Origin of the sequence: Micromonospora sp. NPDC047527 (assembly GCF_040643015.1) — a bacterium.
In the GTDB taxonomy this organism is placed as follows: Bacteria; Actinomycetota; Actinomycetes; order Mycobacteriales; family Micromonosporaceae; genus Micromonospora.
Window position 1 is genome coordinate 158095 of sequence record NZ_JBEYTK010000008.1, and the last position, 21743, is coordinate 179837.

A 21743-nucleotide genomic window follows, 5' to 3' on the forward strand; every position below is an offset into this window, starting at 1 on the left:
TGGCATTCGCCCGGTGCCCCGGCTCCCTCCGAAACCGGCCGGCCCAACCCGGCCGATGTTCCGGCGGAGCCGGGCACCGCGCGGATCGCCGTTGACCTCCTCGGCGGGGACGACGCTCCCGCCGTCGTGGTTGACGGCGCTCTGCGGGCCATGCGCGCCGACCCGGACCTGCACCTGCTGCTCGTCGGCCCGAGTGAGGTTGCCGACGAGCTGATCGCTGCCCTCGATCCGGCCCAACGTGCCCGCATCGCGGTGCGGCCGGTTCGCGACGCGGTCGGTATGACCGACCACCCCAGCGCCGCCCGCTCGGAGAGCACCGTTCGGGCCGCCGTCACCGCCGTCCGCGACGGCACCGCCGACGCTCTGGTCTCGGCCGGCGCCACCGGCGCCACCGTCACCGCCGCCGTGCTCGGCCTGGGCCGCTGGCCCGAGATCCGCCAACCCGCCCTGGTCGCCACCCTGCCCGCGGTCGCCGGGCCGGTCGTGCTGCTCGACGTCGGCGGCTCGCTGGAGCCCCGCCCGGCCACCCTCGCCCGGCACGCCGTGCTCGGTGCCGCGTACGCCGCGGTGGCCCACTCGGTCGACGCGCCACGGGTCGGCCTGCTCTCGGTCGGCACCGAGGCCGGCAAGGGCGACCGGGTACGCCGGGCCACCGACCCCCTGCTCGCCGTCGAACCGCTGCCCAGCGGGGCGCGCTACGTCGGCCTGGTCGAGGGGTACGACGTGGCGCTCGGCGCGCGCGCCGATGTGGTGGTCACCGACGGCTTCACCGGTAACGTGCTGCTCAAGGCGATCGAGGGCGCGTACGCGATGGCCGGCGGCCCGCCCGTCGGCGGCCGTGCGCCCCGCGCCGCAGCCCTGCTCGGCGTCGCCGGAACGGTGGTCATCTGCCACGGCTCCGCCCACGCCGAGGACATCGCCTCCGGCATCGCCCTCGCCGCCCACCTGTGGCGGCGACGCGCCACCGACCTGGTCTCGGCGTTGCTCGACGGCGACGCCGCGACGGACCGCACCGACCGCTCCACCGACACCGAGGTACGCACATCATGAGCAACGACAAGCGGCGGCGGGCGTCCGTCGGTCACCTGGAAGCCGCGTTCGGCGTCAGCCTGGAACCGGACCTGCTGCAACGCGCGCTGACCCACCGCTCGTACGCGTACGAGAACGGCGGCCTGCCCACCAACGAGCGGCTGGAGTTCCTCGGCGACTCGGTGCTCGGCGTCGTGATCACCACAGCGCTGTTCCACAACCACCCCGACCTGCCCGAGGGGCAGTTGGCGAAGCTGCGGGCCAGCGTGGTCAACATGCGGGCCCTCGCCGACGTCGCCCGCGGCCTGGGCCCGGACGGCCTCGGCGCGTACCTGCTGCTCGGCAAGGGCGAGGAGACCACCGGCGGCCGGGACAAGGCGAGCATCCTCGCCGACACCCTGGAGGCGCTGCTCGGCGCGATCTACCTGCAGTACGGGCTGGACACCGCCGGGATCGTGATCCACCGGCTCTTCGACCCGTTGATGGCCGAGTCGGCCGGCCGGGGCGCCGCCCTGGACTGGAAGACCAGCCTCCAGGAGCTGACCGCGGCGTTGGCGCTCGGCGTTCCGGAGTACCGGATCGAGGGCACCGGGCCGGATCATCTCAAGACGTTCACCGCCTGGGTCGTGGTGGCCGGCAACCGGTACGGCGGCTCCGAGGGGCGCAGCAAGAAGGAGGCCGAGCAGCGGGCCGCCGAGGCGGCCTGGCGGATGCTCGCCGACCAGCACGAGCAGGACGACAAGGGCATCCAGACCAGCCAGGACGACCAGACCAGCCAGAACGGCCACCGGGACCTGAGCGGCCAGGACGACCAGCGGGGGTTCGACCCACTGGAGCGGGCCGACCAGGCGGTCCAGACCGAGCAGGCCGACCACCTGGCACAGACCCTGTCCGACGAGCACGAGACGGGCGTACGCCGTGCCTGAGTTGCCCGAGGTGGAGACCGTCCGGCAAGGGCTGGCCCAGTGGGTCATCGGCCGGCGGATCGCCTCGGTCGAGGTCCGCCACCCGCGCGCCGTCCGACGGCACGTCCCGGGTGGCGCGCACTTCGCCGACGTGCTCGCCGGCCGGACCGTCCTGGACGTCCGCCGCCGTGGCAAGTACCTGTGGCTCCCACTCGACAGCGGCGACGCGGTGATCGGGCACCTCGGCATGTCCGGGCAACTGCTGCTCCAACCTCCCGGCACCCCGGACGAGACCCACCTGCGGGTCCGGTTCCGGTTCGCCGACGACGGGCCGGAGCTGCGCTTCGTCGACCAGCGCACGTTCGGCGGGCTCTCGGTCAGCGAGGGCGGCGCCGAGCTGCCCGATGAGATCGCGCACATCGCCCGCGATCCGATGGACCCGGAGTTCTCCGACACGGCGTTCGTCGCCGCGCTGCGCCGACGGCGGACCGAGGTGAAGCGGGCCCTGCTCGACCAGACGCTGATCTCCGGGGTGGGCAACATCTACGCCGACGAGGCGCTCTGGCGTGCCCAGCTGCACGGGGTCCGCCCCACCGACGCGCTGACCGGCCCGGCCGCGCAGCGCCTGCTCGGCCACGTCCGCGACGTGCTCGGTGAGGCGATCAAGGAGGGCGGCACCAGCTTCGACGCCCTGTACGTCAACGTCAACGGCGAGAGCGGCTACTTCGATCGCGAGCTGAACGTGTACGGCCGCGAGGGCGAGCCGTGCCGGCGGTGCGGCACGCCGATCCGCCGCGAGGCGTTCATGAACCGCTCCTCGTACAGCTGCCCGCGCTGTCAGCCCCGGCCCAGGGGTTCCCTTCGGGGTTGACCCGGAGCGGGCTCCGGGTCGCATCGGCGAGTCGTGGCCGGGCACCCCGGGTTGGCCCCGGATGACCGTCCGAATGGCGGGTTGATGCGAGTCCAGAGGACCGGCCGCCCACCGTGGACGGACTCCGGGGCGGGCCGGGGCCAATCCCCGATGTGATCGTCTCGTCGCGTCCCTAACGTCAGCACAGTTGACAGGGGATGGACGTGACAGGGGGACCCGAGATGGGCGCAAGACCGGTGACGGTGCGGATGGCGCGGTGGAGCGCCGAGCACCCGTGGCGGGCGATCGCGCTGTGGGCCGTGTTCGTGGCGGTGTGCTTCGTCGGTGGCACCGCCGCCGGCCTCAACGAGGCGACCAATAGTGAGCAGGCGATCGGCGAGGCGGGGCGGGCCGGCGTCATCGTGGACGCAGGTGCCTTCGACAACCCGGCCGTGGAGAACGTGCTGATCACCTCCCGGGGCGGCGCCCTGGACCTGGTGGCGGCGAAGACGGTGGCCGACGACGCCGCGGCCCGGCTGCGTACCGTCACCGGGGTTGCCGAGGTCGGCCAGCCGGTCACCGCGCGGGACGCTTCGGCGGTGTTGCTGCCGATCACCATGTCCGGCGACCCGGACACCGCGTCGGACCGGGTGCAGTCGCTGCGGGACGCCACCGCGACCGTGCAGGACGCTCACCCGGAGCTCCGCGTCGAGCAGGTCGGCGGCCCGTCGATCAATCAGGCCCTCGACGACACCCTGGGCAAGGACTTCAAGCGCGCCGAGCTGCTCAGCCTGCCGGTCACCCTGGCCATCCTGATCATCGCGTTCGGCGCGTTGATCGCGGCCAGCGTGCCCGTGCTGCTCGCGCTCTCCTCGGTCGCCGCGGCGATGGGGCTCTCCACCCTCGCCTCGCACCTGGTCCCGGCCACCGACACGACGGCCCCCGTGATCCTGCTGATCGGCATGGCGGTCGGGGTCGACTACTCGCTGTTCTACATCCGCCGGGAACGGGAGGAACGGGCCAAGGGCCGCTCCGGCCTGGACGCGGTGGAGATCGCCGCGGAGACCTCCGGGCACGCCGTGGTGGTCTCCGGCTTCGCGGTGATCATCTCGATGGCCGGGCTGCTGCTCGCCGGCGACGTGGTCTTCTCCTCCCTGGCCGTCGGCTCGATCCTGGTGGTCGCCGTCGCGGTGACCGGCTCGCTGACCGTGCTGCCGGCCCTGCTGGCCAAGCTCGGTCGCTGGGTCGACCGGCCCCGGGTGCCGCTGCTCTGGCGGTTGACCGCGCCGCGTACCGACCGGCACGGCGCGCCCCGCGCACCCCGGCTCTGGCCGGCGGTGCTCCGGCCGGCGCTGCGCGCCCCGGTCGTCACGCTGGTCATCTCGGTCGGCCTGCTGCTCGTGCTGGCCGCGCCGGCGCTGGGCATGAAGCTGAAGTTCCCCGGCATGGAGGACCTGCCGCGCACCACGCCGGCGATGCAGGCGTACGACCGGCTCACCGCTGCCTTCCCGAGCACCGGCACCAACCACGTGGTGGCGGTCCGCGCGCCGGCCGAGCAGGCCGACCGGGTCCATGCCGCGCTCACCGACCTGGCCGGCCGTGCCGCCGGTGACCCGTTGTTCGCTCCCGTCGAGGCGGACGGCCCGAAGATCGAGGTGTCGGCCGACCGGCGGGTGTCGGTGCTGGACGTCGCCACCCCGTACGCCAGCCGGAACGACCGGTCGGTGCGGTCGCTGGAGAAGCTGCGCGAGGACCTGGTCCCGGCCGAACTGCGGGGCATCCCCGGGATCGAGTACGCGGTCGGCGGGAGTGTGGCCGACAGCGAGGACTACGCGCAGCACATCCGCGACAAGCTGCCGCTGGTGATGGGCTTCGTGCTGGTGCTCACCTTCCTGGTCATGGTGTTCACCTTCCGGTCGGTCGTGGTGGCGGCCAGCTCGATCGTGCTGAACCTGCTCTCCGTCGGCGCCGCGTACGGGCTTGTGGTGCTGGTGTTCCAGGGGGAGTGGGCCGAGGGGCTGCTCGGCTTCACGTCGATGGGCGCGATCGTGTCCTGGCTGCCGCTGTTCCTCTTCGTGGTGCTCTTCGGTCTCTCGATGGACTACCACGTCTTCGTGGTCAGCCGGATCCGCGAGGGGGTCCGGGCCGGCATGGCCACCCGGGACGCGGTCTCGTACGGCATCACCTCGTCGGCGGGGGTGGTGACCAGCGCGGCGGTCGTGATGGTCGGCGTGTTCTCGATCTTCGCCACGTTGAGCACGATCGACATGAAGCAGCTCGGCGTCGGTCTGGCGGCGGCGATCCTGCTGGACGCCACGATCATCCGGGGCGTGGTCCTGCCGGCGCTGATGACCATGCTCGGCGACGCCAACTGGTGGGCGCCACGCTTCCTGCGCCCGCGCCCGGCGCCCGTTCCCGCCGATCCGCCGGCCGCCACGCCGGAGCTGGTGCCGGTGCCCTGACCCGAGACGCTGGGCCGGGCCGTGACCGCGGCCCGGCCCAGCGGTGCGTCCTCAGCCGGTCAGGGCAGCGCGCAGGCTTCCCGCCAGGCGTCCAACGTCCGCTCCTTGCGGATCGACGCGAAGCCGTAGCCGACCGTGGTGACGCAGAAGTCGCCGGTCGAGCCGGTGTACTCGACGTGGAAGACCGGCTTGCCCGCGTCGGCGAACGGCAACAACTTGGCGCACTGGTCCAGCCGGACGCACTCCTCGTTGACCGCGAAGTCGAAGTCGGGGGCCAGCGCGGCGAGCTGCGGAACGTCGTTGACCAGCCCGGGGGAGAGGTCCAGCGACCGGGCCAGCTGGGCCAGCCGACGGTTGAACAGCAGTTGGTCGTCGAAGTCGAGGGCGAACCCGGTGCGGTGCTCGTACCCGTCGGCGTCGGCGATCGCCACCGCACCGAAGCCCTTGCCCCGGCAGAGCCGGAACCGGTCGGCCAGCACCGGTTCGAGGGCGTCCCATCCCCGTACGTCCAGCCACCGGCTGTCGGGCCGACGCCCGACCGAGCCCTGCACGGCGGCGGGGACCCGGCTGGCGTCCGGGTCGGTCGAGCGCACCGAGCCGACGTACACCTGGCAGATCAGCCGGCGGTCGCGCGAGCGCAGCTCGGCGGTCTGCGCGGTGGTGGTGGCCACCGGGTCGAGCAGGAACACGTCGGCGTCCACCGCCGGGTCGAGCGGGCCGCTGAGCTGCCACTGCCACTGCCAGTGGCGAGCCTGCCCGGTGGGCCACGGGGTGGGCGCGCCGGGCGGGGTCAGCTCAGCCCGGCAGCCGTACGCCGGCACCACCAGGACGAGCGCGACGCCGGCCGACACGATCCGGCGCAGCGGGCGTACGGCGGCTCGTCGCCGTGACCGGATCCGCATCGGCAGCTCCCGGGTCCTGGGCGGCCCGTCGCCGCCGTCGGCCGGCACGCCGCCCCCACGCTCCGGCCCGACGTACCTCATCGGGTCAAACGAGCGCGGGGGCGCGGACGACGCGCGGTCAGCGCGGCGCTGCGAAGACCTGCGTCCAGTACGGGCCGTTGTTGCTGGCGATGCCGATGCCGATCTCGGTGAACGCGCAGTTCAGGATGTTGGCCCGGTGGCCGGAGCTGTTCATCCAGGCGTCCATCACGCTGGCCGGCGTCTTCTGGTTCCAGGCCACGTTCTCGCCGTAGGTGCGCCAGGTGTAGCCGACCCGGTCCAGCCGGACGCCGGGGTTGCTGCCGTCGCTGCCGGTGTGCGACATGTTCTGGTGGTCGGCCTGGTCCTGGCTGTGCCGCTGTGCCGCGGTCATCAGCTTGTCGTCGATGCTCAGCGCCTTGCAGCCGGCCTTGGCCCGCTCGGCGTTGACCAGGTCCACCACCTCGCGGGCCTGGGCGCTGACGGTGCCACTGGAGCCGCCGGAGCCGCTGGTGGTGCTCGGCGCGGTGCTGCGCGGGGCGGTGCGCCGGGACGCGGCGGTGGTCCGCGACGGTGCCGGGGTGGGCTTGACGACCTTGCTCGGCGACGGGCTCGGCGGTGCCGGGCTGGGCGTGTCGGTGGGGGAGGGTGCGACCAGGTTGTCGCCGGCCAGCTGCTCGGTCGGTACGGCGGGTGCGGCGGCGACGGTGTCGTCGACCGTACTCGGCTCGCCGGCCGACCCACCTGAGCCGGGCAGGCCGAGCGCGCCGGCGCCGAAGCTGACCACGAGGGTGGCCGCCGCGGCGGCGCCGCCGATCAACAGTGGGCGACGCCAGCGCCGGGGGGAGCGGTGTCGTCCCTCGCCGGGCCGGACCTCCCGACCCTCGGTGCCCGGAGCGCTGGTCTGTGTGCCCCAACCTCCCGTGACCTCCGCGTCGGCCTCGGTGCGCCAGCCGCCGGTCGCCGCCGACGGTGGGGTGCTGCCGCGCCAGTCGGCCGGCTCGTCGGCCGGTTGGTCGGCCGGCCAGGCGGCGGTGGGTGCCTTGGCCGAGGGCGCTGGCTGCCACCGGGCGGTGGGCTCCGCGCGGTGCCACTCGTCGCCGGGTTGGTCGGGGTCGTCGCCGAACAGGTAGGCCGAGCGGGGCTCCGGGCGATCGCTCAGCCAGTCCGGCTCGTCGGTCGGCCGCTCGGCGCGCCGGGGGGCGCCGTTCGGGTCCATCGGGTCGGTCCAGCCGTGCACGCGATGCCTCCACGGGGTCGGTTGTGGGCCGGGGTGACGCTACGACCAGCCCACGAGCTGCGGCAACGTGGCTAAGGAAGAGTTAAGGGGAAGTCGGACGCCAAGGGGCGGACTTCCGAGAATCCGGGCGTACAGTAAAGGTGTCCGGACAGAGCGTGTCCGTGCCTTGCGGCAGCCCCCCCGACAAGTGGACAGGTCGACGTGGAGATGATCTACGGCCTGCGAGAACTTGACGAAGGAGGGGTTTGCGGCTCAATATATAGGTGTCGCCAGTCGCGCCCGGTCATGCCCAGATACACCTGGAATGACAGCCGCGTATAAATGGGCGCGCGTTGGCCGGCCTTTCCGGCAGCGCATATCAAGGAGTCAGCATGGCGAAGGCCCTCTACGGCCACGTAGGTGCAGCGCCCGACCGGCGTCTGCTCGACGAGGTCACCCGACTGCGTGCCAGGGTTCAGGCACTGGAGTTCGAGATCACGCGTCTGCGTGCCGACAATGATCGGCTCGCGGCGGCTGCGGCGGAAGCAGACGACCTGCTTCGTCTCGCCGAGCCGGCGCTGACCTGATCTCCGGGTCGGAAAACTGAATCGCACCACCGCAAAAATGCGCGCCGACACCTCTGTGCCGGCGCGCAACGCTGTCCGGGCCCTTTTCCACGGCCGGCGATTCATGATCTTGTTGTGGGCGCCGTGTCATCCGCTCGGGCAGTTTCCGTAAACGTGCCGTCCAGTTGGCTGATCATGAATCGAGTTTGTCTTTTCGGCCACACTCGGAACAACAATGCGGTCGCCTCCCGCGCCGACTGTCGGCGTGACCCGGGGCGGGTCGCGTGCCGGCCCGCTCCCGGCACCGGGTTAGTCTGCGGGTTCACCCAGGTCCGCGCAGCCGGCGACGGTACGGCGGCCACCGGACGAGGATCGAGAAGGTGTATCTCAAGAGCCTGACGGTGCGGGGCTTCAAGTCCTTCGCCTCCGCCACGACGTTGAAGCTGGAGCCCGGGATCACCTGCGTGGTGGGCCCGAACGGCTCCGGCAAGTCCAACGTCGTCGACGCCATCGCCTGGGTGCTCGGCGAGCAGGGCGCCAAGGCGCTGCGCGGCGGCAAGATGGAGGACGTCATCTTCGCCGGCACCGCCGGCCGGGCGCCGCTGGGCCGCGCCGAGGTCACCCTCACCATCGACAACACCGATGGCGCGCTGCCCATCGAGTACACCGAGGTCTCCATCACCCGCCGGATGTTCCGCTCCGGCGAGAGCGAGTACGAGATCAACGGCAACTCCTGCCGGTTGCTCGACATCCAGGAGCTGCTGTCCGACTCCGGCATCGGCCGGGAGATGCACATCATCGTCGGCCAGGGCCGGCTCGACGGCATGCTGCACGCCAAGCCGGAGGACCGCCGCGCGTTCATCGAGGAGGCGGCCGGCGTCCTCAAGCACCGCAAGCGCAAGGAAAAGGCGCTGCGCAAGCTCGACGCCATGCAGGTGAACCTCAACCGCCTGACCGACCTCACCGCCGAGCTGCGCCGCCAGCTCAAGCCGCTCGGCCGCCAGGCGGAGGTGGCCCGGCGTGCCGCCGCCATCCAGGCCAACCTGCGCGACGCCCGGCTCCGGCTGCTCGCCGACGACCTGGCCACCCTGCGGACCACCCTCGACCGGGAGATCGCCGACGAGACCGCGCTGCGGGAGCGGCGCGAGGAGATCGAGGGCGAGCACGCCGAGGTGCAGGGCCGGCTCGGCGAGCTGGAGGCCGCCCTCGCCGAGGACGCTCCGCTGCTCGCCGCCGCCCAGGACACCTGGTACAAGCTTTCCGCCCTGCAGGAACGCTTCCGATCGATCGAGCAGCTGGCCCGGGAACGGCTGCGGCACCTCAGCGCCAGCGGCGACGACGAGCGGCCCGGCCGGGACCCCGACCAGCTGGAGGCCGAGTCGGAGCGGGTCCGCGAGCAGGAGGAGGAGCTGCGCGCGGCGCTCACCGACGACCAGATCCGGCTGGCCGAGGCGGTCGAGCACCGCCAGGAGCTGGAACGGCAGCTCGCCGCCGCCGAACGGGAGCTGGTCTCCGCCGCCAAGGCCATCGCCGACCGGCGCGAGGGCATGGCCCGGCTCACCGGCCAGGTCAACTCGGCCCGAGCCCGGACCACCAGCGCCGGTGAGGAGATCGAACGGCTCGCCGTGGCGCACGCCGACGCGCTTGGCCGCGCCGAGCAGGCGCAGGCCGACCTGGACGCGGTGGCCGCGCAGTCCACCGAGGCGGACCGGGACAACGCCGACCTGGACGCCCGGCACGCCGAGGCGGTCGCCGTGCAGGACCGGGCGCAGGCCACCGTCCGGTCGCTGGCTGACGCCGAGCGGGCGGCGGAGAAGGACGCCGCCACCTGGAAGGCCCGCGAGGAGGCGCTCGCCCTGGGCCTGCGGCGCAAGGACGGCGCGGGAGCACTGCTCGCCCGGGCCGGGGACGTACCCGGCCTGCTCGGCAGCCTCGCCGGGCTGCTCACCGTCGCGCCTGGGCACGAGGCCGCGCTGGCCGCCGCGCTCGACGGGCTCGCCGACGCGGTCGCCGTCAGCGGGGTGGACGAGGCCGTCGAGGCGATGCGCCTTCTGAAGATCTCCGACGCCGGCCGGGCCGGCCTGCTGATCGGCAGCCCGGCGGGGCCCGGCATGACCGGCTCCCCGGACGCGCTGCGCCCGAAGCTGCCCGAGGGTGCCCGGTGGGCCCCCGACCTGGTCGAGTGCACGGCCGCCGAGCTGCGCCCCGCCGTGCACCGGGCGTTGCGTGACGTGGCGCTGGTCGACGACCTCGCCGCCGCGGCCGAGCTGGTCGCCGGCAACCCCGAACTGCGCGCGGTCACCCCCGAGGGTGACGTGGTCGGGGCGTACGCGGCGGCCGGCGGGTCGGCCAAGGCGCCCAGCTACATCGAGGTGCAGGCAGCCGTCGAGGAGGCGCGGACCAACCGGCTCGCCGCCGAACGCTCCGGCGCGGAGCTGCGCGAGCAACTCGTCGAGGCGCGTGCCGAGGTGGCCGCCGCGAAGGACGCCGTGCAGCACGCCGCCGCCGAGAAGCGCGAGGCGGAGAGCCACCGCAACGCCGCCGCCCGCCGGCTGGCCGAGCTGGGCGCGGCGGCCCGCTCGGCGAAGGCGGAGACCGATCGCCTGGGCGAGTCCCGGGCCCGCGCCGAGGCGGCCCGGCAGCGGGACCTCACCGCTTTGGCCGAGCTGGAGGAGCGGCTGCGACTGGCCGAGGAGACCCCGGTCGACGCCGAGCCCTCCACCGAGGAACGGGACCAGCTCGCCGCGATGGTGCCGCAGGCCCGGCAGAACGAGATGGAGGTCCGGCTCGCGGTGCGTACCGCCGAGGAGCGGGTCTCCTCGATCGCCGGCCGCGCCGATTCGCTGGCTCGGCAGGCCACCGCGGAGCGGGCCGCCCGGGAACGCGCCGCTGCCCGGCGGGCCGCGCGCACCCGGGGCGCGGGCATCGCCCGGGCCGTCGCCGGTGGCGCCCGGGAGGCGCTCACCCGGCTCACCACGTCGATCGCCGCCGCCGAGGAGCACCGCGACGAGGTCGCCCGGGAACGGGCTGCTCGCGAGGCGGAGCTTCAGGAGGTACGCGGCGCGGCCAAGCGACTCGGCGCGGAGCTGGAGCGGCTGACCAGTCAGGTGCACCGCGACGAGGTGGCCCGCGCCGAGCAGCGACTGCGCATCGAGCAGTTGGAGGCGAAGGCGGCCGAGGACTTCGGCTTGGACGTGGAGACCCTGGTCGCCGAGTACGGCCCGGCTCAGCCCGTCCCGCCGACCCAGGTCGACGTCGCGGCGGCCGAACGCGACGGTCTGCCGGTGCCCGAGCCCGTCCGCTACGAGCGGCCGGTGCAGGAGAAGCGGGCCGCCAAGGCGGAACGGGAGCTCGCCCTGCTCGGCAAGGTCAACCCGCTCGCCCTAGAGGAGTTCGCCGCGCTGGAGGAGCGCTTCAAGTTCCTCTCCGAGCAGCTGGAGGACCTCAAGGCCACCCGGCGGGACCTGCTCACCGTGGTCAAGGACGTCGACGAGCGGATCCTGGAGGTTTTCGCCAGCGCGTTCGAGGACACGGCGCGGGAGTTCGAGCAGGTGTTCACCGTGCTCTTCCCCGGCGGCGAGGGCCGGCTGATCCTCACCGACCCCGACGACCTGCTCACCACCGGCGTCGAGGTGGAGGCCCGCCCGCCGGGCAAGAAGATCAAGCGGTTGTCGCTGCTCTCCGGTGGCGAGCGGTCGCTGACCGCGGTGGCCATGCTGGTGGCGATCTTCCGCGCCCGGCCCAGCCCGTTCTACATCATGGACGAGGTGGAGGCGGCCCTCGACGACGTGAACCTGGGCCGGTTGATCATGTTGCTGGCACAGTTGCGGGAGAAGAGCCAGTTGATCGTCATCACGCACCAGAAGCGGACGATGGAGATCGCTGACGCGCTCTACGGCGTGACCATGCGCAGCGGGGTCACCCAGGTGATCAGTCAACGGCTCAACCGGGCCGACGAGGACGACCAGCGGCACGGCCGCGGCGAGGAGAACGGGTAGTGGCTCGGGAACGTGCGACGGCACTCCTGCTGGATCTGGATGGCGTCCTGCGCCGGTGGGACCCGGCGGTCGCCGCCGGGGTGGAGCGGGAGTACGGACTGGCCGACGGCGTGCTCAGCGAGATCGCGATGCAGTGGGGGCGGCTGCGGCCGGTGCTCACCGGCCAGGTCACGCACGCCGACTGGGTGAGCAGCGTGGCCGACGCGCTCACCGAGCCGGCCGGTGGCCCGGAGCAGGCTCGGGCGGCGGTGGAGCAGTGGCAGCGCTACCGGGGTGAGGTGGACACCGAGGTGCTCGACTTCGTCCGGGAGGTGCGCGCCGCAGGCATCCGGGTCGGCCTGGCCACCAACGCCACCGATCTGCTCGACGCCGACCTGGCCGCCCTCGACCTCGCCGACGAGGTCGACGTGGTGGTCAACTCCTCGACCGTCGGTGTGCACAAGCCCGCTCCGGAGTATTTCCAGGCCGCCTGCGTGGCGGTCGAGACCCCGCCGGCCAAGGTGCTGTTCGTCGACGACGAGGACTGGGCGATCCGGGGTGCCCGCGCGGCCGGGCTGTCGGCGCACCGCTGGGGCGGGCACGCCGACCTCCGCTATCTGCGGGCGGCCCTGGCGTACTGAGCGCGCCGTCAGTCGCCGGTGACGCCGTCGATCCGCTCGCGGATCAGGTCGGCGTGCCCGTTGTGCCGGGCGTACTCCTCGATCATGTGCACGTAGACCCAGCGCAGGCTGAAGGTGCGTTCCCCGTCGCTGCGGGTCAGCATGAACGTCTCGTCCAGGGATCGTCCCGCGGTGGCGGCCCGGGCCGCCTCGACCTCGGCCCGGAAGGTGGCGAAGGCCGCCTCCGGGTCGGCGTCGGCGGCAGCGTGGAAGTCGGCGTCGTTGTCGGTGTCGAAGTCGTACAGATCGGGCAGGACCTCGCCCGCGAAGCGCTGGCGGAACCAGGACCGCTCCACGTCGGTCATGTGCAGGACCAGCCCGAGCAGGCTCAGGCCGGACGGCTCGACGCTCGCCGTGCGCAACTGCTCGGCGGTCAGGCCGGCGCACTTCTGCAACAGGGTCTCGCGGTGATAGTCGAGCCAGCCCTCGAGCATGGTGCGCTCGTCAGCGACGAGCGGCTCGGATGTGCGGTCGATTTCGGGTGCTCTCCATGTCATCCGGTCATCCTGCGGTCCGGGTACGACAGTCGCGACGGGTTTTCAGGGCACCACGACGACGGGCCAGCGGCCGGTACGGACCAGCCGGGTGGCGACCGAGCCGACCAGCCGGTGACCGGCCTGCTCGGACGCACCCACCACGACCATGTCGGCCTGGCACTCATCGGCTGCCGCGCACAGCTCGGCGTACGCGTCGCCGCGCCGGCACAGGAAGGTCACCGGCAGCCCGTACTCCTCGGCGCCACGCCGGCACTCGCGACGCAGCTCGTCGGCCAACTCGTCGTGTGTGCGCTGGACCGCGGCGGCGTCCATCCCGGGCACCAGGGCGGTCAGCCCGCTCGACGAGCTGACGAAGACCACCACCAGGGCGGCACCCTGCCGCCGGGCCAGGCCGGCGGCGTACGCGCCGGCCCGCTCGGAGGTGCGGGTGCCGTCCACGCCGACCAGGACGACCCGGGGCCCGTCCGTCCCCCGCTCGAAGGGAAGCGGACGGGTTCGGGGTCCGAATTCCTCACGGTCCGGTGCTCCCACGCTCATGCCGCCCACCTCACCTCTGCGCGCCGGTTGGGACCACGGCCACGCCGGCCGATTCCCGCTCGACCCCGCCGGTCGTCGGGGAGCTGCTGTGCTGCCGCAGCGGCACCTCCTTGATGAAGATCACCGCGATCAGCGCGATAAGCGCGAAGGGGGCGGCGGTCAGGAAGATGTCGCCGGCACCGTGGCCGTACGCGCTCTCCACCACGAGCCGGATCGGGCCGGGCAGGGTGTGCACGTCGGGCAGGCTCCCGCCGCTGCCGGAGCTGGACGCGGGGATGCCGAGCTGGGACAGGCCGGCGGCCGTGTAGTCGTTGACCTTGTGGGCGAGCACCGCGCCGAGCGCGGAGACGCCGATCGCGCCGCCGAGGCTGCGGAAGAACGCCACCACCGAGCTGGCCACGCCGAGCTCTCGCGGGTCGACGGTGTTCTGCACGGCGAGGACCAGGTTCTGCATGGACATGCCCAGGCCGATGCCGATCAGCGCCATGTAGATGCTGAGCAGGGTGAAGCTGGTGTCGGCCCGCAGGGTGCCCATCAGCGCGAAGCCGATGGTGAGCAGCGCCGTACCGATCACCAGGAACCGCTTCCAGCGGCCGGTACGGGTGATGATCCGGCCGCTGAGGGTCGAGGAGACCAGCAGGCCGAGGATCATGGGCAGGGTCATCAGGCCGGACATGGTCGGGCTCTGGCCGCGGCTGATCTGGAAGTACTGGCCCAGGAAGACCGAGGCGCCGAACATGCCCACGCCGACCGCGATGCTGGCGACGACGGCGAGGACGATGGTGCGGTTGCGGAACAGCCGTGGCGGGATCATCGGCTCGGCGGCCCGGGTCTCCACCCGGATCGCCAGCGCGGCGAGCACCAGCGCGCCGATCACCATGACGATGCTCTGCCAGGAGCCCCACGCGAACTGGTTGCCGGCGAGCGAGACCCAGATCAGCAGTACCGAGACGGCCGCCGTGATCAGCGTGGCGCCCCACCAGTCGATCTCGGCCTTGCGCTTGACCACTGGCAGGCGCAGGGTCTTCTGGAGCACGACCAGCGCGGCGATGGCGAAGGGCACGCCGACGTAGAAGCACCAGCGCCAGCCGAGCCACGAGGTGTCGACGATCACGCCACCGATGAGCGGGCCGCCGATGGTGCCGACCGCCATCACCGCGCCGAGGTATCCGCTGTAGCGGCCACGCTCACGCGGCGCGATCATCGTTGCCATGATCACCTGGGCCAGCGCGGTGAGGCCGCCGGCGCCGATGCCCTGCAACACCCGGGTGGCGATCAACTCGCCGGTGCCCTGCGCCGCTCCGGCCAGTACCGAGCCGAGCACGTAGATCACCAGCGACAACTGGACCAATGTCTTCTTGCTGACCAGATCGGCAAGTTTGCCCCAGATTGGGGTGGTTGCGGTGGTCGCGAGCAAAGCCGAGGTGACCACCCAGGTGTACGCGGACTGGCCGCCGTGCAGTTCGGTGATGATCCGCGGTAGCGCGTTCGAGACGACCGTGGAGGAGAGAATCGCGACGAACATGCCCAGCAGCAGGCCGGAGAGGGCTCTCAGGATCTGCCGGTGGGTCATGTCGACGGCGGGCGCCGGGGCCGACGCTGTCGCCTGGCTCATCGTTGCTGCCTCCGTGCGGAGAGTAGAGGGGGTGTCTTGGTTGCCTGAAGCAACAACTTGTCGGATGGCCGCGACATTCCCCCACCACCGGAGTCACTTCCAGGAGTCGTTGAACCGGCCGAGCAGCCGTGCGAACTCCTCGACGTCCCGGGCCGGCCAGTCGTCCAGCGTGCGCAGGAACTCTCCCACCCGGGCGGCCCGAGCGGCGTCGAACCGGCGCTGGCCCTCCTCGGTGAACCTGATCTGCGCGGCCCGCCGGTCACTCGGGTCGGGGTCGCGGTGGACCAGGCCCAGCGCCTCCAGCCCGTTGATCTGCCGGCTCAACGTGCCCTTGCCCACACCGAGCCGCGCCGCCAGTTCGGTCAACCGGATCGACCCGCTGCGCCGAAGCCAGAGCAGCAGTCCGTACGTGTTCGGTTCGAGATTCGGGTGTACCTCCCGGGCGATCTCCCAGGAAACTGCCCGACCCCGACGCAGCAGTGCGGTCAACTCGTGCTCGACTGCCCGGATCGGCTCCGGAAGGTGCTCGCTCACGCGCTAGAGACTACGGCGGGGCCGCATCAGCCGTCGCTGGAGAGGCGGCGGTTCATCACCGGGCGTAGGTGCCCCTCGCCCGTGGTGCCCTCGATGGTCACCTCGGCCCGGCGACCCTGATGCGTCAGGGTGCCGACGGCGTTGCCGAAGTACGGCCCGGCCAGCTTGCGCCAGCGCACCCCCGGTCGTCGGACGCCGGCCGAGCGGGCCAGCGCCCGGGTGGCCCCCGCCGGACCGGACGACCAGCCCAGACGCATCAGCGGACGGATTCCGGCCGGCACCTGGTTGTGGATCGGCGAGCAGGTGAGCTGGTGCACCGGAGTGACCACCGAGGGGTCGGCGAACCGGGCCCCGGCCACGTACGAGTGGTGCACGTCCCCGGAGAGCACGCTGATCGACGCCGGTGGGGCGTACGCCGGCCCGGCGCCGACCCGCGCGCCGGACTGCTTCGGCGTGCCGGTGCCGATCCGCGCGAAGGTCTCCGCGAGCGCCTCGAAGGAGCGCCGGAAGGCCGCCCAGTGCTCCAGATCCAGTGCCCGGCGCAGCTTCTCGGCACCGCGCGCCACCCACGGCCGGCGCGAGTCGGTCAGCTTCTCGTTCCACGACTCGATGTGGTGGATGCCCTGCGGCAGCAGCCAGGGCAGCGAACTGCCGACCACCAGGTGGTCGTAGACCCCGTGCGCCTGGTCGAGGAACCAGGACCACTCACCCGGCGGCAGCATCGCCCGGTTGCCCGGTTCGAGCACCCGGCTGCACCGGTTGTCCAGCATGACCAGCCGGGTCCGGCCCAGGTCGAGGGCGTAGCTCCACTGGTACTGCACCGCGCGCCAGCGCTCGGTGTCGTGCGCCAGGTCGGACTCCTTGTCGACCCGGTGCCCGAACTCGCGGAGCACGCCGGTGGCGTCCTCGGCGGTCGAGACCTTGGCGAAGACCGGGTCGGCGGCGATCTCGTCGGGGGAGAGGTTGCCCAGGTGCTGGTAGACCCAGTAGGAGGCGAGCCCACTGCCGATCCGCTCGGCCCACCACGGCTGCTCGCGCACCTCGGCCCGCCACGACGCGGAGGTGTTCCAGTCGTCGATGATCTCGTGGTCGTCGAAGATCATCACGCTCGGCACGGTGGAGAGCAGCCAGCGGATCTCCGGATCGCGCCAGGACTCCAGGTAGAGCTTGGTGTACTCGTCGAAGCTCACCACCTGGTCGGCCGGGGCGCCCTTCGGCCGCCGCCGGCGCCGACGCAGCAGCCGGCGCACCGTCGGCGAGGTCACATCGGCGTAGACCTGGTCACCGAGCAGCACCAACAGGTCGGGCGGCGGGTTCGACTCCGGATCGGCCATCAACCGCCGGGCGTACGCGTCCAGCGCGTCCGGGGGCAGCTTGCGGGTGGTGGCGTGCTGGGTGGTCTCCCGGCACGAACCGAAGATCAGGTTGACCGGCTGGTCCAGGTCGTCGGCGGCCCGGGTGCGGATCACGCTCGGCGGGAAGCCACTGCTCGGCACCGGCCAGACCACCTCGTCGTCGACCAGCACCTCGTAGGTGGTCGTGCTGTCCGGGGTGAGCCCCTCCACGACCACGAGCGCGTAGTGGTGGTCGTACGCCGAGAAGGTGGGTGCGGTGCCGGTGGCGCCGTCGGCGGTGCGGACGGTGACCACGGCGGGCGCCGCCGTCTCCACCCAGACCGTCGCCCGGGTGTCCACCACGCGCCGCAGCAGAGGGCCGATCAGGAGGTGTGCGGCGGGCATGCGGCCGAGCCTACCGCCGGTTCGTGAGACCGGGCGGGTGCGGTGGCTGGGACGCCGCCGCCGGCATCTGACAGGATTCCGGCATGGCCGAATATCTCGTCCTCGCTCTGGTCCTGCTCGGTGTGCTGATCGCCGGCACAGTCGGGCTGGTCGTGCCCCGGTTGCGGCGGCGGCCCGAGCCCCCGCTGCCGCGCACCGAGGTCGACACCCGCGCCGAGGAGGATCTCGCCGGCCCGCCGGTCGAGGCACCGGAGTCCGATCTGTCCACCGGCGTCCTGGTCGAGCCGCCGCCGGTGATCGAGGCGCCCGCGCCCACCGTGGAGGTGCCCGAGCCGACCGCCGGACGGCTGGTCCGGCTCCGCTCGCGGCTGTCCCGGTCGCAGAACGTCTTCGGCAAGGGCCTGCTCGGCCTGCTCGCCCGCGACCACCTCGACGAGGACGTCTGGGAGGAGATCGAGGACAGCCTGATCACCGCCGACGTCGGCGTCGACGCGACCCGCGACATCGTCGACCGGCTGCGTGAGCGGACCCGGGTGCTGGGCACCCGTTCGGCCTCCGAGCTGCGCGCACTGCTCGCCGCCGAGCTGGTCAACGCCCTCGACCCGGAGATGGACAGGTCGCTGCGGACCGCCCCGAAGGACGGCGTGCCGGCGGTCGTGCTGGTCGTCGGCGTCAACGGCGCCGGCAAGACCACCACCTGCGGCAAGATCGCCCGGGTGCTGGTCGCCGACGGCCGAACCGTGCTGCTCGGCGCGGCCGACACCTTCCGAGCCGCCGCGGCCGACCAGTTGCAGACCTGGGGCGAGCGGGTCGGCGCGGAGACCGTCCGCGGCCCGGAGGCCGCCGACCCGGCCAGCGTCGCCTTCGACGCGGTCCGCCGGGGCGCCGACACCGGCGTGGACACCGTGCTCATCGACACCGCCGGCCGGCTACAGAACAAGGTCGGCCTCATGGACGAGCTGGGCAAGGTCAAGCGGGTGGTCGAGAAGCAGGGCCCGATCGACGAGACACTGCTCATCCTCGACGCCACAACCGGCCAGAACGGCCTGGAACAGGCCCGGGTCTTCACCGAGGTGGTCAACGTGACAGGCGTGGTGCTGACCAAGCTCGACGGCACCGCGAAGGGCGGCATCGTGATCGCCGTGCAACGCAAACTCGGCATCCCGGTGAAGCTCGTCGGGCTCGGCGAAGGCAAGGACGATCTCGCGCCGTTCGACCCGGCGCAGTTCGTCGACGCGTTGCTGGGGACCGAGCCGGCCGGACGGGACGCGTAGTCTCGGGTGACCACTGACGATCGCGCGTACGCGGGCTGGCGTGATCCCGGCCACCCCTCGCAGCGCCTCGGGAGACCGTACGTGACTTCGCAGGAGATCCCGCTGCACGGCGGGAACGTGAGCACCGTGGTCCGGGTCGGGGACACGGTCCGCCGCAATGCCGGGCCGTGGACCCCGTCCGTGCACGCCCTGCTGCGGCACCTGGAGTACGTCGGGTTCACCGGCGCGCCCCGGGCGCTCGGCATGGACGAACGCAACCGCGAGGTGCTGTCGTACCTGGAGGGGGAGTGCGGAGAGTATCCGCTGGCCCCGCACTGGGTCACCGACGAGGCGCTGGTCACGGTCGCCACCATGCTGCGGATGTTCCACGACGCGCAGTACGGCTTCACCCCGCCACCGACGGCGGTCTGGCGCTCGTTCGGCCCCCCACCGCCGGACACCGAGGTGATCTGTCACCACGACGCCGCGCCGCACAACGTGATCTGGCGACCGGACGGCACGCTCGGGCTGATCGACTTCGACCTCGCCTCACCCGGCGCCCGGATCTACGACGTGGCGTACGCGGCGTGGACCTGGGTTCCGATCTTCGCGGACCGGGACTCGATCACGCTGGGCTGGAAGCGTCCGGACCGGCCGCGCCGGCTGCGGCTCTTCGCCGACGCGTACGGGCTGATCCCCCGCGACCGGCACCGGCTGATCCGGACCATCCGCAAGCGGATCGTGGACCACGTCGAGGGCATCCGCCGGATGGCCGCCGCCGGTGAGCCGGCGTTCGTGCGGATCGTGCACAAGGGGCACCTGCGCCGGCCGATGCGCGACCTGCGGCTGCTCGACTACGAGCGGCACGCCCTGGAGAACGCGCTCCGCTGAACGCCTGCCGGTCGATGCCCGGACGGCCCCGGTGGGTGTGCCGGTCGATGTGTATGGGCCGGTCAGTCATCGACGTGCGTCGTCCGGATGATCCACCACCGTCCATCCAGCCGACTGTGCGGACTTCGTGACACGTACGAAACAACCCGTCACGAAACGGAAACCCGCACGGGACCTTGGGCGAAACAGCCGGCCGCGAAGCTTCCGCGCAACCGGCCTACGGGCGACGCTGCCCCGGAAAGCCGCGAAGGAGGACTTCACCCTTTAGGAGGCCAGCGTGCCTGAAGCACCGACGATCGACGGCGCCAATACTGTTTGGCTGCTGGTTTCGACCGCGCTCGTGCTGCTCATGACCCCCGGACTGGCGCTGTTCTATGGCGGCCTCAACCGGGCCAAGGGCGTACTCAACATGATGATGATGAGCTTCTCCGCCATCGGGCTCATCTCTATTCTGTGGTGGTTCTACGGTTTCAGCGTCGCCTTCGGGGCCGACGTGAACGGTTTCTGGGGCGACCCGAGCGCGTACCTCGGCACCAAGACCTTCCTCGCCGAGACCGACCTGTGGGGTGCCACGGCCGACAACCCCAGCGGCATCGGGGTTCCGCTCTACGTGTTCATGGCCTTCCAGATGGTCTTCGCGGTGATCACCGTCGCGCTGATCAGCGGTGCCATCGCCGACCGGGCCAAGTTCGCCGGCTGGCTGCTGTTCGCCTTCGGCTGGGCCACCCTGGTCTACTTCCCGGTCGCCCACTGGGTGTGGGGCGGCGGGATCATCGGCGGTGACATCCACGCGCTGGACTTCGCGGGTGGCACCGCGGTGCACATCAACGCCGGTGCGGCAGCCCTGGCCGTGGCGCTGGTGCTCGGCAAGCGGCTCGGCTGGCCGCGTGAGGGCATGAAGCCGCACAACATCCCGCTGGTCGCGCTCGGCGCGGGTCTGCTGTGGTTCGGGTGGTTCGGGTTCAACGCCGGCTCCGAGCTGACCGTCGACTCGGTCGCCGCGCTCGCCTTCATCAACACCCAGCTCGCCACGGCGGCGGCGGTGCTCGGCTGGATCGTGGTCGAGTGGATCAAGGACCGGAAGCCGACCATGGTCGGTGCCTCCTCGGGTGCGGTGGCCGGCCTGGTCGCCATCACCCCGGCCTGTGGTTTCATCGCCCCCTGGGCGGCCGTCCTGCTCGGCATCGTCGCCGGAGCGGTGTGCGCGGTCGCCGTCAGCCTCAAGTACAAGCTCGGCTACGACGACTCCCTCGACGTGGTCGGCGTGCACTTCGTCGGCGGCTGGATCGGCTCGCTCTGGCTGGGCCTGTTCGCCACCAACTCGGTCAACTCCGCGATCACCGACGTGGTGGGTGCCTCCGACGGCCTGTTCTACGGCGGCGGCGTGACCCAGCTCGGACGGCAGGCCCTCGCCGGTCTGATCGTCACCGTCTGGTCGTTCGCCGTCGCCTGGGTGCTGGCCTTCGCCATCGAGAAGACGATCGGCTTCCGCGTCACGGGTGAGGCCGAGGTCGACGGCATCGACATCGCCGAGCACGCCGAGAGCGGTTACGACCTGTCTCCGAGCGGTGGCGGCACGGGCAGCGCGTTCGCGATGGCCGGCATCGGTACCCCTGGTGGCGGCGCGACGAGCGGTGCCACGCCGGAGGCGGACTCCGCCGAGCCGGTCAGCGCGAAGGTCGCCGGTTAACGTTCCTGGGATGGAGGGGTTGGACATGAAGCTGGTGACCGCGGTCATCAAGCCGTACCAACTGGACGCGGTGAAGGAAGCTCTGCACGCCCTCGGGGTGGCCGGGCTGACCGTCAGCGAGGTGCAGGGGTACGGACGGCAGAAGGGGCACACCGAGGTCTACCGGGGTGCCGAGTACACGGTCGAGTTCCTGCCCAAGATCCGGGTCGAGGTGCTCACCGACGAGATCGACGTGGAAAAGATCGTGGACGCGATCGTCGGGGCGGCCCGTACGGGCAAGATCGGCGATGGCAAGGTCTGGGTCACCGGTGTCGAGGAGGTCGTCCGGGTGCGTACCGGCGAGCGCGGCCTCGACGCCCTCTGATCCGGAAGCGACCGA

The 21743-nt window shown here is 72.2% G+C and carries 18 protein-coding genes; 11 read left to right on the forward strand and 7 right to left on the reverse strand.

Going from position 1 to position 21743, the window contains the following annotated elements; all coding sequences use genetic code 11:
* Positions 1–84 precede the first annotated feature (84 nt).
* From ABZ808_RS26450 to ABZ808_RS26465, 4 genes are all read left to right on the forward strand, one after another.
* The gene (locus tag ABZ808_RS26450) at positions 85–1050 is read left to right on the forward strand and encodes a phosphate acyltransferase PlsX (protein ID WP_357011617.1); all 966 of its coding nucleotides are present in this window, start codon (positions 85–87) and stop codon (positions 1048–1050) included.
* Positions 1047–1955 (forward strand): ribonuclease III, encoded by a 909-nt coding sequence (rnc, locus tag ABZ808_RS26455; RefSeq protein WP_357011491.1) that lies wholly within the window; start codon positions 1047–1049, stop codon positions 1953–1955. Before ABZ808_RS26450 ends, rnc begins: the two co-directional genes overlap by 4 nt.
* Positions 1948–2805, forward strand: a complete 858-nt coding sequence (gene mutM, locus ABZ808_RS26460; protein ID WP_357011493.1) for a bifunctional DNA-formamidopyrimidine glycosylase/DNA-(apurinic or apyrimidinic site) lyase — start codon at positions 1948–1950, stop codon at positions 2803–2805. The genes rnc and mutM overlap by 8 nt, the downstream gene beginning before the upstream one ends.
* Before the next feature lie 221 nt (positions 2806–3026).
* Positions 3027–5246, forward strand: a complete 2220-nt coding sequence (locus ABZ808_RS26465; RefSeq protein ID WP_357011496.1) for an MMPL family transporter — start codon at positions 3027–3029, stop codon at positions 5244–5246.
* A gap of 59 nt (positions 5247–5305) precedes the next feature.
* Here ABZ808_RS26465 and ABZ808_RS26470 read toward each other — a convergent pair whose 3' ends face one another.
* Both ABZ808_RS26470 and ABZ808_RS26475 read right to left on the reverse strand, forming a co-directional pair.
* On the reverse strand, positions 5306–6229 hold the full coding sequence (locus ABZ808_RS26470) for an endo alpha-1,4 polygalactosaminidase (protein ID WP_357011498.1): 924 nt from the start codon (positions 6227–6229) through the stop codon (positions 5306–5308).
* 37 nt (positions 6230–6266) lie between these two features.
* The gene (locus ABZ808_RS26475) at positions 6267–7406 is read right to left on the reverse strand and encodes a CAP domain-containing protein (RefSeq protein ID WP_357011500.1); all 1140 of its coding nucleotides are present in this window, start codon (positions 7404–7406) and stop codon (positions 6267–6269) included.
* 371 nt (positions 7407–7777) lie between these two features.
* Between ABZ808_RS26475 and ABZ808_RS26480 the strand changes: the two genes are divergently transcribed.
* The 3 genes from ABZ808_RS26480 (at position 7778) to ABZ808_RS26490 (ending at position 12569) form a co-directional block, all read left to right on the forward strand.
* On the forward strand, positions 7778–7972 hold the full coding sequence (locus tag ABZ808_RS26480; protein ID WP_007456482.1) for a hypothetical protein: 195 nt from the start codon (positions 7778–7780) through the stop codon (positions 7970–7972).
* A gap of 359 nt (positions 7973–8331) precedes the next feature.
* On the forward strand, positions 8332–11949 hold the full coding sequence (smc, locus tag ABZ808_RS26485) for a chromosome segregation protein SMC (RefSeq protein WP_357011502.1): 3618 nt from the start codon (positions 8332–8334) through the stop codon (positions 11947–11949).
* Positions 11949–12569 carry an HAD-IA family hydrolase gene (locus tag ABZ808_RS26490; protein WP_357011505.1) on the forward strand — a complete coding sequence of 207 codons (621 nt, stop codon included), beginning with the start codon at positions 11949–11951 and terminating at the stop codon, positions 12567–12569. Before smc ends, ABZ808_RS26490 begins: the two co-directional genes overlap by 1 nt.
* Before the next feature lie 8 nt (positions 12570–12577).
* Here the strand turns inward: ABZ808_RS26490 and ABZ808_RS26495 are convergent, their stop codons facing one another.
* The 5 genes from ABZ808_RS26495 to ABZ808_RS26515 form a co-directional block, all read right to left on the reverse strand.
* The gene (locus tag ABZ808_RS26495) at positions 12578–13105 is read right to left on the reverse strand and encodes a DinB family protein (RefSeq protein ID WP_357011507.1); all 528 of its coding nucleotides are present in this window, start codon (positions 13103–13105) and stop codon (positions 12578–12580) included.
* A 42-nt stretch (positions 13106–13147) separates the two neighbouring features.
* Positions 13148–13642: a universal stress protein gene (locus ABZ808_RS26500; protein WP_357011509.1), complete on the reverse strand. Its 495-nt coding sequence runs from the start codon at positions 13640–13642 to the stop codon at positions 13148–13150.
* 10 nt (positions 13643–13652) lie between these two features.
* The gene (locus tag ABZ808_RS26505) at positions 13653–15257 is read right to left on the reverse strand and encodes an MDR family MFS transporter (protein ID WP_357011511.1); all 1605 of its coding nucleotides are present in this window, start codon (positions 15255–15257) and stop codon (positions 13653–13655) included.
* A gap of 93 nt (positions 15258–15350) precedes the next feature.
* Positions 15351–15791: a MarR family transcriptional regulator gene (locus ABZ808_RS26510; RefSeq protein WP_357011513.1), complete on the reverse strand. Its 441-nt coding sequence runs from the start codon at positions 15789–15791 to the stop codon at positions 15351–15353.
* Positions 15792–15817: 26 nt separating this feature from the next.
* Positions 15818–17530, reverse strand: a complete 1713-nt coding sequence (locus ABZ808_RS26515) for an alkaline phosphatase D family protein (protein ID WP_357011515.1) — start codon at positions 17528–17530, stop codon at positions 15818–15820.
* A gap of 83 nt (positions 17531–17613) precedes the next feature.
* On the opposite strand from ABZ808_RS26515, the gene ftsY reads away from it, so the two are divergent.
* The 4 genes from ftsY to ABZ808_RS26535 all read left to right on the forward strand — a co-directional run bounded on the left by ftsY (position 17614) and on the right by ABZ808_RS26535 (position 21728).
* Positions 17614–18804 (forward strand): signal recognition particle-docking protein FtsY, encoded by a 1191-nt coding sequence (gene ftsY / locus ABZ808_RS26520; protein ID WP_357011517.1) that lies wholly within the window; start codon positions 17614–17616, stop codon positions 18802–18804.
* A gap of 6 nt (positions 18805–18810) precedes the next feature.
* Positions 18811–19674, forward strand: coding sequence for an aminoglycoside phosphotransferase family protein (locus ABZ808_RS26525; protein WP_357011519.1), 864 nt, complete (start codon positions 18811–18813; stop codon positions 19672–19674).
* 277 nt (positions 19675–19951) lie between these two features.
* A complete protein-coding gene (locus ABZ808_RS26530; protein WP_357011521.1) occupies positions 19952–21364 on the forward strand; it encodes an ammonium transporter in 1413 nt (470 codons plus the stop codon).
* 25 nt (positions 21365–21389) lie between these two features.
* Positions 21390–21728, forward strand: a complete 339-nt coding sequence (locus ABZ808_RS26535; RefSeq protein ID WP_007456507.1) for a P-II family nitrogen regulator — start codon at positions 21390–21392, stop codon at positions 21726–21728.
* Positions 21729–21743: the final 15 nt, after the last annotated feature.